7 protein-coding genes are annotated in these 11,798 nt (G+C 44.1%); 1 reads left to right on the top strand and 6 read right to left on the bottom strand.

Going from position 1 to position 11,798, the window contains the following annotated elements:
• Nucleotides 1-158 precede the first annotated feature (158 nt).
• The 4 genes from LSG31_RS12250 to LSG31_RS12235 all read right to left on the bottom strand — a co-directional run bounded on the left by LSG31_RS12250 (nt 159) and on the right by LSG31_RS12235 (nt 4,683).
• Nucleotides 159-989, bottom strand: a complete 831-nt coding sequence (locus tag LSG31_RS12250; protein ID WP_347435393.1) for a carbohydrate ABC transporter permease — start codon at nt 987-989, stop codon at nt 159-161.
• Nucleotides 989-1,912, bottom strand: coding sequence for a carbohydrate ABC transporter permease (locus LSG31_RS12245; protein ID WP_347435392.1), 924 nt, complete (start codon nt 1,910-1,912; stop codon nt 989-991). The genes LSG31_RS12250 and LSG31_RS12245 overlap by 1 nt, the downstream gene beginning before the upstream one ends.
• A 75-nt stretch (nt 1,913-1,987) precedes the next feature.
• Nucleotides 1,988-3,280 carry an ABC transporter substrate-binding protein gene (locus LSG31_RS12240; protein ID WP_347435391.1) on the bottom strand — a complete coding sequence of 431 codons (1,293 nt, stop codon included), beginning with the start codon at nt 3,278-3,280 and terminating at the stop codon, nt 1,988-1,990.
• Between the two features lie 386 nt (nt 3,281-3,666).
• Nucleotides 3,667-4,683 carry a LacI family DNA-binding transcriptional regulator gene (locus tag LSG31_RS12235; RefSeq protein ID WP_347435390.1) on the bottom strand — a complete coding sequence of 339 codons (1,017 nt, stop codon included), beginning with the start codon at nt 4,681-4,683 and terminating at the stop codon, nt 3,667-3,669.
• Nucleotides 4,684-4,872: 189 nt separating this feature from the next.
• On the opposite strand from LSG31_RS12235, the gene lacZ reads away from it, so the two are divergent.
• On the top strand, nt 4,873-7,989 hold the full coding sequence (gene lacZ, locus LSG31_RS12230) for a beta-galactosidase, LacZ type (protein WP_347435389.1): 3,117 nt from the start codon (nt 4,873-4,875) through the stop codon (nt 7,987-7,989).
• Between the two features lie 119 nt (nt 7,990-8,108).
• On the opposite strand, the gene xylA is transcribed toward lacZ, so the two are convergent.
• Nucleotides 8,109-9,419, bottom strand: coding sequence for a xylose isomerase (xylA, locus tag LSG31_RS12225; protein WP_347435388.1), 1,311 nt, complete (start codon nt 9,417-9,419; stop codon nt 8,109-8,111).
• Nucleotides 9,416-11,794 carry a glycoside hydrolase family 3 N-terminal domain-containing protein gene (locus tag LSG31_RS12220; protein ID WP_347435387.1) on the bottom strand — a complete coding sequence of 793 codons (2,379 nt, stop codon included), beginning with the start codon at nt 11,792-11,794 and terminating at the stop codon, nt 9,416-9,418. Before LSG31_RS12220 ends, xylA begins: the two co-directional genes overlap by 4 nt.
• Between the last annotated feature and the right edge of the window lie 4 nt (nt 11,795-11,798).

The raw sequence follows: 11,798 nt of genomic DNA, 5'->3' as shown, positions 1-11,798 counted from the left end.
AGGAAGAATGAACTCATATAACAAACAATAACCGCTTCGAGCCGTATTGCATATTTTATGTTTTGGTTTCAACATACTATAAAACATCAGCAATTGCTATATCATATTTTGAATGATCTGTATCAATACCTGTCATTTTTATGTTCGCGCTTCTCCGCTTATCCTTTGACGGCACCTCCATAGATGCCGGATACAAAGTATTTTTGGAATACCAGGAAAACTACCAGAATCGGAATAATCCCGACTACAGTCCCCGTTAGAACTTGTCCATAATGAATCACTTGTCCGGGTTGAACAAGCATGGATAAAAAGACGGGCAATGTTGTGGAAGATTGGTTCTGTAAAATGACCAACGGCCACATAAAGTTCCCCCATTGTTGAATAAAACTTAAAATAGCCAATGCGGATAATGCAGGATAGGTTGTCGGCAAAATAATCCGGTGAAAAATAGAAAGTTCCCCACATCCGTCAATACGTGCCGCTTCAATCATATCCGTCGGCACATTCATCATATTTTGCCGCATAAAGAAAACGCCGAATGCATTCGCCAAAGATGGGAGGATCACAGATTGGGGCTGATTTTGCCAGCCAAACACGCTCATCATTTTAAATAACGGAATCAATGTGACTTGTTGAGGCAACATCATCGTTACCAACACGACTAAAAACAATATTTGTTTTCCTTTGAACTCATACTTTGCAAACGAATACCCGGCAATTGCTGAAAGGTATAAAGTGGCAACTGTATAAACAATAGCAATAAACAAACTGTTCCAAAGAGTTGTCCATACCGGACCTGCCGCTTCTAAACCTTGCAGGTTTTGGATAAAATGGCCGCCTGGCAACAAATGTGGTGGCAGATGAAAAATCGTGCTGCCATCCAAAGTCGAACCTATAACCATCCAATAAAATGGGTACACGGAAACAAGCAACGAAAGACTCAAAAACAAATAGGTAATGATTTTCGGAGTGATTCCTGTTCTGCTCATTACAGTTCCCCTCCCTTTGTGACGCGAATTTGGACATAACTTAAAATTGCAATCAGAATTGTTAAGACATATGCAGCCGCAGATGCATAACCAAAATGGAAACTTTGGAATGCAAATTGATAAATGTACATGACAGGCGTTTCTGTCGCATTATTGGGACCGCCGTTCGTCAACAAGAAAGGCTCTGTAAAGAGCTGTAAAGTTCCGATTGTGGATAAAATCCCGCAAAATAAAAGAATCGGTTTCAGCATGGGAATCGTAATAAAGAAAAACTGTTTTACGCGAGATGCACCATCCACGTTCGCCGCTTCATACAGAGTTTCGGGAACTGCCTGCAGCCCTGCAAGCAGGATAATCGCATTATATCCCGTCCATCTCCAAGTAATTGCGACTATGATCGCAATTTTGGCCCAAACGGCATTTTGCAGCCATTGAACCGGCGCGATATGAATCAATCCCAAAAGATAATTTAAAATACCATATTGGGTATTGAAAATAATGGAAAACACGATCGAATACGTTACCAAATCGATCAGTACCGGCAAAAATACGGCTAAACGGAAGACGACGCGTGCTTTTACAAATTTGGAATTTAAGGAAGCTGCTAACAGCGTGCCAAGAAATAGCATAATAGGAACCTGTACAACCAAAATAATTGCTGTGTTTCCTAGCGATTTCCAAAATAATCCGTCAGTGAGGACGTTTTTAAAGTTGGCGAGACCAATCCAGTCGGACGTGCTCCCTTGTGCGGACGTAAAAGACAAATAAAGAGAATCCAAAATGGGGTAGACCATAAATACTACAAACACGATAACAAAAGGAGTTAAAAACACATAGGGTGCCATATTTTTTGATACAAGTGACCGTGGCGTAATTCCCTTTTTAACAGATGATGAGATGTTTGTTAAAACAGATTGGCTCAAAGTCGGCACCTCTCTTCTATGGGACTGGGGGGACGGAGGGACTGGGCGCCCGGATATCGAACGCCCCATAAGCGATTACTTCAGCGGAAGACCGGTGGATTTCGAAATGGCTTCTGCTGCTGTTTGTGTTGCTTGATCCGGACTTGTTCCAGAGAGAACGGCTGCTTCCATATCGCCGAGCGGTTTCGATGCATCCAGCATAATCGGTCCATGATTCAAAGGCGGAATGTTTTTCGTTTGGGACGCAAAGAAGTTATAAATCGGTGTCCCGAAGTAATCATTTGTTTTCTTGAATTCTGCATTACTATAAAATGGGGTATAGGAAGGGAACAATCCGTATTTTAACATGACACTTTCCCCTTCATCCGTTGCTAAACTATATTGGATAAATTTCCAGGCCGCGTCCGGATGTTTCGATTGTTTCGTAATAGCCAAAACGGAACCGCCCAAGTTCGCCTGGTTGTTTCCTCCTGCTGTAAACGCCGGAAGCGGCATGATGCCCCATTTCCCCGATTGGTCTTTCACAGAATTCATAAGAGTTCCTGCATACCAGACCGGATAAATGATCGATGCCAACTTGTTGTTATTGATGGCTGTAATTTGGCCGTTCCAATCCTTTACATCCAGCAAAAGACCTGCTTTGTGCATTTTTTGCAACAATGAAAGAGCTTGTTTGGATTGACTGGATGTTATGTCGATTTTCCCGCCAGACGTAACGTAATTTCCAGCCAATTCATTTAAAAATATTTCGTAAGGATCAAAATTGGCCTCTTGATAGCCTTCCATTTTCACACCTGGAAATTTCGCCTCCACACGTTTCCCGGCTTTGATGAAATCATCCCAAGTTTTAATGGAATTCGGATCCACACCTGCCTGCTGGAACATGTCTTTTCGATAATACACGGCAGCCGGACCTAGATCCCAAGGCATTGCATAGATTTTTCCGTCGCTGCCTGTAACCGGCTCCCATGCAGACGCAACAAACTTGTCTTTCAAGTCCTTCGTTTGATTCGTGATATCAACAAATTCGCCGGGGAATTTTTTCATGAATGCCGGAAAATCCCGATTTTGTGTTTGAATGATATCAGGAACGTTGGAACCGGATGCCAATTCCGGCATGATTTTTGTATAATTTGTATCCACATATTGAATATTTACTTTAATATTGGGATATTTTTTGTTAAATCCTGCAATTTCCGCTTTTAATGAGTCTGCAGCGTCATTCCATGAAGCAACTGTAATCGTTTCAGAACCCGCCGATGATGAATTTCCACCGGATGCGGCAGTAGAAGAGCTGCTGGAACCACAGGCTGTTGCCAACAGACTTGTTGCAAGCACTGCGCTGATTCCTAAAACTGTTTTTTTCATAACATTCTCTCCTTTTACTATGAAATCGCATTCATAAAGTGTGAAAAATGTAACCCGCTTTTTGCTATGTAGTTCTTCCAGTTGCCTCTTGCTGAACGATTGTTCTTTCATTATGGTTTCGTGTTCATATAACAGATGATGATCAAATGATGGAAGTGTAATTACTGTAATTCCATGCATTTACTATATTTGTTTTTTCTAGGGCTTGTCAATAACTTTTTTGCTCGTTTCCATTCGATTAGAAAAGCCGAAATTGCATCGTTTTTTGATTTTTGCCGGAATACTGGATTCTATTGCATATGAAATCGAGTCCATAGAAAATGAAACGTTGCGTTGCGATCATCAATATTCACAACGCCAAAAAACGTACAGATATTTGCCAGACATCATTCGATTTTTATTTTCTTTTTCATGACAGACTCCCGCATGATCAGTTCCGTTGATACTTCGATCGCAGGATAAACTGTTTGCATCCCATTGATTTGGTCTAACAATTGCCGCATCAGGAGATTCCCGATCTCTTGCTTTGGGATGCCAATGGTAGAAAGACTAGGTGTAATCAATCTTGAAATCTCCGAATCATCAACACCTGTGATCGACACATCATCAGGGACTCGCATCCCTCTTTCGGTAAATGCGCGCATCGCACCGACCGCCAATAAGTCATTGGAGGCAACAACTGCCGTACATGTCATACCCCTCTCCAGGAACTCGATCATTTTTTGATACCCAACCGTCAACGTATCCTTCAAATCCGGAATAAATTGCTGATGATGCGGCAAGATCGGCAATCCGAACTCATTCATGGCATCCACATACCCTTGAAATCTTGGATTTTCCTCAGGTGCATGAAATTCATACCCAAGAAAGATGATATCACGATGGCCCAAACGAATTAAATGACTGACATTCTTCCGCATCGCACGGCGCAAATTTACATACACATGAGGAATGGCCGCAACTTCTCTGCGGTCACAGTACATACTGATCGGCAGATGCTTTGCAATTTGTTCCAAGGGCAGGATTTTTTCCACTTCGGATGGCTGCAGCAAGATGACGCCATCATGAAACCCTTCCAGTATCAGTTTGAGGTATTCTCGTTTCTCATATGTCAAGTTATAGAGCGAAAACGTATAACCATTCTCCAGCGCAATTTCTTCGATGCCCATGACAATTTCATGGTAAAATGAGTTGCTGATGGATGGGGTAATGCAGGCAATTTGCCGACATTTTTGCATACGCAAACTCCTTGCCACCCGATTGGGAATATAATTCAATTCCTGAATTGCTTGTTTGACGCGTTTCCGCACATCTTCCGCCACATATCCGTTTTCATTGATGACTCTGGAAACTGTCGACGGTGAAACTCCGGCTAATTTTGCCACATCCTGTCGTGTTGCCATGGTTTTCCCCTTCTGCAAATGTTTTTGTTGTTACCTATTGTAACTGAATCCTGAACACGTATCCAGATTTTTTTGAAAACGGTTCCCTTTTAGATTTTTTTTGCTATACTAAGAATCATTACCAGATTTTCATTTTGCATATACATGATTCCCACCATTTTATCCCTAACTTAGGAGGGCCGATTGCGCATGTCACCAGATTACGAGAATCCATCACTCCTGCAAAGAAACCGTTTACCTGCACGATCCTACTTCTTTTCTTATGCGGATGTCAGCGAGGCGCTTTCTTATGAACGCGAACAATCGATTGGATTTCAGTTGTTAAACGGGAACTGGAAATTCCACTACTCGAAAACTGTCATGGAAGCACCGGAAGACTTTTACCATCCTGACTATGATGTACAAGATTGGGACATGCTTGCTGTTCCCTCTTGCTGGCAAATGCATGGATATGGCACTCCACATTACACGAACGTGATTTACCCGTTTCCGGTAAATCCGCCGCATGTGCCGACGGAAAATCCAACGGGATCGTACCGCAGGGAATTTACGATCGATTCGAGTTGGAGCAATCGGCGAATTCGCTTGCGGTTTGAAGGCGTCGACAGCGCTTTCCACGTATGGGTCAATGGCAAGGAACTCGGCTATAGCCAAGGCAGCCGAACACCGTCCGAATTTGACATTACTTCATATGTCCATGAAGGAACAAATACGCTTGCCGTTCGCGTCTATCAATGGTCGGATGGAAGTTATCTGGAAGATCAGGATATGTGGTGGTTGAGCGGCATCTTCCGCGATGTCTATTTGCTCGCGACACCTTTTGTCCATATCGATGACGTATTTGTTCAAACCCAATTGGATGAAGCGTATCAAGATGCAAAATTGAAGATTCAGATGTCGTTATGCAACACACGACAGGCAGACATACAAGGATATCAGGTTGAAGTTCAATTGCTTGACGCCAGCTATCAAGTGGTTCAAGCGATCGACAACGCAACGATTGCGGATGTATCTCATTTGGAGTTTGTGGTTTCGAAACCACAAAAATGGTCTGCAGAATCGCCTTATTTGTACCATTTGCTGCTTGCTTTGAAAGACAGCACGAACAATCTGGTCGAGACCGTTCCTGTACGGGTTGGTTTCCGCTCCGTAGAAATCAAAGACGGCTTGCTTCTTGTCAACGGTGTGCCAATCCTGTTCAAAGGCGTGAATCGCCATGAACATCATCCTGACCTTGGACGTTCCATTCCTCTCGAGGTGATGAAACAAGATCTTCTCATTATGAAACAGCACAACATCAATGCGATCCGGACATCCCATTATCCGTCCGATCCACGATTTTATGAATGGTGCGATATCTTTGGATTCTATGTCATCGATGAAGCGGATTTGGAAACACATGGGTTTGACGTGGTCGGGGATTGGACACAACTGACCGACAGTCCGGAGTGGCAGCCAGCTTGTCTGGACCGCATGCAACGCATGGTGCATCGGGACAAGAATCACCCAAGCGTTATCATGTGGTCATTGGGAAATGAATCCGGATTGGGCCGCAATCATGCAGCGATGTCCGCATGGGCGAGAAGCTTTGACCCGACTCGTGTGATTCATTATGAGGGCGAAACGCGCTATATTCTTCTAAATAAAGAAAACACGCTGAATCAACAAAAGCTTGAAACAACCGCGGGCGCAAAAACAGCAGATGTGTATAGCACAATGTATACATCCGTTCAGGATATGGAAGTGTTAGGCAAGCGGACAGATTTGAAACATCCGCACATCTTGTGTGAATTTGCACATGCCATGGGGAATGGACCTGGGGGATTGAAAGAATACTTTGAAGTTTTTTATACATACGATCGTCTGCAAGGCGGGTTTGTTTGGGAATGGATCGATCACGGAATCCGCCAAATGGCGGAAAACGGGAAAGAATATTTTGGATATGGCGGTGATTTTGGGAACCGGCCACATGACGGAAACTTTGTCATCGATGGATTGATTTTCCCGGACCGTACCCCAAGTCCCGGACTCATTGAATACAAAAAAGCGATCGAACCGGTCAAAGTCGATGCGTTGCAGTTGGCAGACGGAACGATACAAGTGACGAACCGTTACGATTTTATATCCTTGAAACACTTGCAGGTATCTTGGAATGTCACGTCCGATGGAGCGATCCAGCATTCCGGTTCGTTAACTTTGCCCGAGATTCCGCCAGGACAAAGCAAAACGGTGTCAGTGCCGTATCAGTTGCCAAGTGTTTTATCGGCTGGAGCCGATTATTGGTTAAACATCTCATTCCGATTGGCTGTCGATACGATGTGGGCAAAAGCAGGACATGAAGTCGCATGGGCACAATTTGAATTGCCGCAAAAGCAGCCGAGACGCAATGTCAGCATCGAACTTCCCTTGCATGTGGAAGAAACGAAAACGGCTCTTCAAGTCACAGGACGTGATTTTGCACTAACTTTCAGCAAAGTGTACGGTCAAATCGCTGCCTGGACGTACCTTGGCCAAACGCTGCTACATGAAGGCCCCAGATTAAATGTTTGGAGGGCTCCAGTAGATAATGATCACATTTCTTTGAAAGAATGGAAACATGCTGGGGTGCATGGAATGAAACACCGCGTCGATTCCGTTGCATATTCAGTCAATGAATATCATGTGCAAATCACGGTGAATGTTCGCCTTGCACCGCCCGTATGGAAATGGGGGATCCGGACGACATATACGTATACCATATTTGGTTCGGGCGATGTCATACTGCGTGTACAAGGAATACCGGAAGGCGAGTTTCCAAGCACACTTCCGCGCATAGGTCTGCAAATGAAGCTGCCAAAATTCCTGGATACTGTCATCTGGTATGGGCGCGGCCCCGGAGAATCGTATTCCGATAGCAAACAGGCGGGAAAAATCGATATTTACAAAAAGAATGCGGATGAATTGATGACCAACTACGTGCATCCGCAGGAGAACGGAAATCGCACGGATGTGCGTTGGGTTTCGCTTACAAATTCACGGGGAGCAGGCCTTTTGGCTGTTGGATTCCGAGACTTTAACTTTAGTGTACATCGCTTTTTGCCGGAAGATTTCGAACGGGCCAAACATACGCATGAACTGACTCCCCGTGAAGATCTTGTTTTGCATCTCGATGCAGCACAACACGGATTGGGCAGCGCGACATGCGGACCAGATGTATTGCCGCAATATCAACTCAAAACGGGACCGTTCGAATACCAAGTCCGTTTACGTCCGTATTCAATCGATAGTGTTTCTGCTGCTGTCTTAAGCAAACAAAATATTTTTTAAAAGGAAAGAATACAAGAGGGGTACCGAATGAGACCCCTCTTTCCTATTCCTATTCCTATTCCTATTCCTATTCCTATTCCTATTCCTATTCCTATTCCTGCTCCCCAGTTCACTAACTTTTATTCTTGGGAAATGTATTGGTTGAGAACGGATCGCAACATTTCCAATCTGCCGGACTCGTTTTTGATTTCGTTGTTCAAAGCATATTCTTCAAGCATATGAAAATTCGCCCTTCCGGATACGATATCCAATCCGATTCCAGATTCATAACTACGGTAACGGTTATTGATAAACGTTTCAAATACACCATCTGCAAGCAACTTGCCGGCAACTTTTAATCCCTTCGCAAAGCTGTCCATGCCCGCGATATGGGAGTAAAACAGATCGTCGGTGTCAAAAGAAGAACGTCTTGGTCGCGCATCAAAATTTAAGCCTCCATTGCCAAGTCCGCCATTCTGCAGAATCTCATACATCGCTAATGTGGTTTCATATAGATCTGTCGGAAATTCATCCGTATCCCAGCCGAGCAACAAATCCCCTTGATTCGCGTCGACAGAGCCGAGCATGCCGTGCATCCGGCTCACCCGCAACTCATGCTGGAACGTATGTCCGGCCAGTGTGGCATGATTGGCTTCGATATTCAGTTTAAAATGATCTTTCAGTCCATATGTTTGCAAGAACGCAATCGTAGTTGCAGCATCAAAATCATATTGATGTTTGGTTGGTTCCTTGGGCTTTGGCTCAATCAAAAACTGACCGGTAAATCCGATTTCTTTTGCATAGTCAAGCGCCATATGGAAGAAACGCGCAAGGTTGTCTTGCTCCAATTTCATATTCGTATTCAGGAGTGTTTCATATCCTTCCCGGCCGCCCCAAAACACGTAATTTTCCGCGCCCAATTCCTTGGCAACCTCCAGCCCCTTCTTTACTTGCGCCGCTGCATAGGCAAAAACTCCGGCATTGCAACTGGTAGCGGCACCATGCAGAAAACGGGGATGTGTAAACATATTGGCAGTATTCCATAATAGTTTTGTTTCGCTCATTTTCATATAATCTTTCATTTGTGCAACAATGATGTCCAAATTTTTGTTGGTTTCCCTTAACGTATCTCCCTCCGGAGCAATATCGCGATCATGAAACGCAAAATAGAGAACACCAAGTTTTTCAAAGAATTCAAACGCGGCTTCCACTCGCGTTTTGGCTAATTCCAGACCGGACAAATCATTCCATGGTCTTTGCATAGTCGCTGCACCAAAAGGATCCGTACCGCTGAATGTAAATGTATGCCAGAATGCAACCGAGAACCGCAGATGGTCTTCCATTCGTTTGCCTGCAACCAATTCATCCGGGTTATAATATTTGAACGCCAATGGATTTTTTGATTTTGAACCTTCATATTGAATTCTTTTTACATTCGGAAAAAAACTCATTTGATCGCCTCCTGTACACTTTGTCCCTTTTGCACCCGAACTTTGGTAATAAAATATCGATTGCTTATCTCTTCCGTCTTCCCTGCGATTTCAAACGAACCTGTCAACCGGATATCTTCAGACGAGCTGCCAATCAGTACGTTTATGCGACCGGACTCGATTACATATTGCAGATCTTCGTTGTAAAACCCGAGTTGCTCCACATTCAATTGGAATGTGATCGTTTTTGTCTCTCCGGCGTTCAATGTGATGCGTTGAAATCCTTTGAGCTGTTTGACAGGCCTTGTGATACTCGCCAATTCGTCATGGATGTAAAGCTGAACGACTTCGTCTCCCGGACGATCACCAATATTTTGTATATCGAGGGAAATCTCGACGGTTCCTTGTGTCGGCACTTGTCGGTTTGAAATACGGAGATTCGCATAGGAGAATTCTGTATAGCTTAATCCGAACCCGAATGGATACAACGGTTTCGTACTCATTTCAACATAATCACCTTTCCAGTGGGAGCGGCCTCCGGATGGTTTGTGATAATAATATACAGGTATCTGGCCAACGGAACGCGGTACCGAAATCGGTAGTTTTCCCCCCGGATTGTAATCTCCAAACAGGATATCAGCTACTGCTCTAGCTCCTTCTTCACCGGGCAGCCATGCTTCGAGAATGGCAGGCACGTTTTCTGCCATCCAATTCATCGATAAAGGTCTTCCGTTTACGAGCACAACTACTACCGGAGTCCCGGTTTCATAGACTGACTTCACCAATTGTTCCTGAACACCCGGCAAGTTCAGGTCGGCGCGATCTCTGGATTCCCCAGTCGTACAACTATCCGTTAATCCCGCTTTATCACCTACGACTACAATCGCGATATCCGCTTGTTTTGCAATTTCAACAGCTTCTGAAATGCCTTCAACATCATCGCCGGTTACGTTACACCCTTGCGCAAACAGGACTTTTGTGTCCGCTGCAACTTTCTCTTGAATCCCTTCAAGAATACTTATAATGGGTACAAAATTATCGGTAAGATCCAAACGTTCTGGTAGTGGTGTGTTGAAAACATTGCCGCTGTCACGCATCTCAATTAATGTTTCGATATGACAGGGATATGCGTAATCGCCAATCAAATTCCGAACACGATCCGCATTTGGGCCGATCACGGCAATCGATCGAAGCTCTTTCTTTAAAGGCAATACTTTCTTTTCATTTTTTAAGAGAATGATAGATTCTTGTGCAATTTTGTGAGCCAATTGCCGTTGCTCCGATGTATCGAACACTTCAACGGTATGGCCTTCATCAACATATGGATTTTCAAATAGTCCCAGCGAAAATTTGGCCCGTAAAATTCGACGTACCGTATCGTCGATCAGATCCATGCCAATCGTGCCTTGTTCGATCATTTCTTTTATGGGTAAACCATAACAATCCGTACTGGGCAATTCAATATCAACACCGGCATCTAACGCGAATTTGGCTGCTTCCTTCTTATTCTTCGCCAAATGGTGATAATCATAAAGCATATGGATAGCAAAGTAATCCGATACTACAATTCCGTCAAATCCCCATTTTTTGCGTAAAATATCCCGCAAAAGCTGTTTCGATTTATGGCATGGGACTCCATCAAGCTCGTGATATGCCGGCATAATAGATCCAAGATTTGCTTCTTTCACGGCGGCTTCAAACGGATATAGGAAAACTTCATAGAGTTCACGTGTCGGGATATGGGCAGGTGCCCAGTTCATGCCGCCTTCAGAATTTCCGTATCCGACAAAATGCTTGCCTGTTGCAATCACGCCATTTTTTACATTCTCTGTTTGCAATCCGCGAATATAAGAGACTCCCATGCTGCTGACCAAATAAGGATCTTCCCCAAACGTTTCCTCAACTCTTCCCCATCTTGCATCCCTTGTCACATCAAGAAGCGGAGCAAGTGCCTGACGGGCGCCCACCGATTTCATTTGCTCGCGAATCACAGATCCCATTTTTTCGACAATGTCAGGGTTCCAGGTACTTGCAACTCCTATCGTTTGCGGAAAACAGGTTGCCCCTTTTGCCATATATCCACTGCAAGCTTCCTCATGTACCAATGCAGGTATTCCAAGTCTTGTATGTTCCATTAAGTATTTTTGTATTTGGTTAGCCAATTTGGCCGTTTCCTGCGGATCTAAACTACTCGCCCCGCCAATCCGGGTAATTTGGCCAATCCCGTATTTCATTAGGAAATCCGCTTTATCAGATGAAAAAGTCATATCATGTAATAGTTCATATACCCAAATTCCGCTTAACTGTGCGATTTTCTCGTCAACAGTCATTCGCGCAAGCAAATCCTCGACTCTTTTTTCGATCGGTTGGCCAGAATCCAAATATACATCTGACATAGGC

Source organism: Fodinisporobacter ferrooxydans (genome assembly GCF_022818495.1).
Taxonomy (GTDB): Bacteria; Bacillota; Bacilli; order Tumebacillales; family MYW30-H2; genus Fodinisporobacter; species Fodinisporobacter ferrooxydans.
This window is presented reverse-complemented; position numbering and strand designations above follow the sequence as displayed.

Excerpts from the sequence above, each read along its gene's own strand:
- LSG31_RS12250 (WP_347435393.1), bottom strand. The coding sequence starts at position 989 with ATGAGCAGAACAGGAATCACTCCGAAAATCATTACCTATTTGTTTTTG.
- xylA (WP_347435388.1), bottom strand. The coding sequence starts at position 9,419 with ATGAGTTTTTTTCCGAATGTAAAAAGAATTCAATATGAAGGTTCAAAA.
- LSG31_RS12235 (WP_347435390.1), bottom strand. The coding sequence starts at position 4,683 with ATGGCAACACGACAGGATGTGGCAAAATTAGCCGGAGTTTCACCGTCG.
- LSG31_RS12240 (WP_347435391.1), bottom strand. The coding sequence starts at position 3,280 with ATGAAAAAAACAGTTTTAGGAATCAGCGCAGTGCTTGCAACAAGTCTG.
- lacZ (WP_347435389.1), top strand. The coding sequence starts at position 4,873 with ATGTCACCAGATTACGAGAATCCATCACTCCTGCAAAGAAACCGTTTA.
- LSG31_RS12220 (WP_347435387.1), bottom strand. The coding sequence starts at position 11,794 with ATGTCAGATGTATATTTGGATTCTGGCCAACCGATCGAAAAAAGAGTC.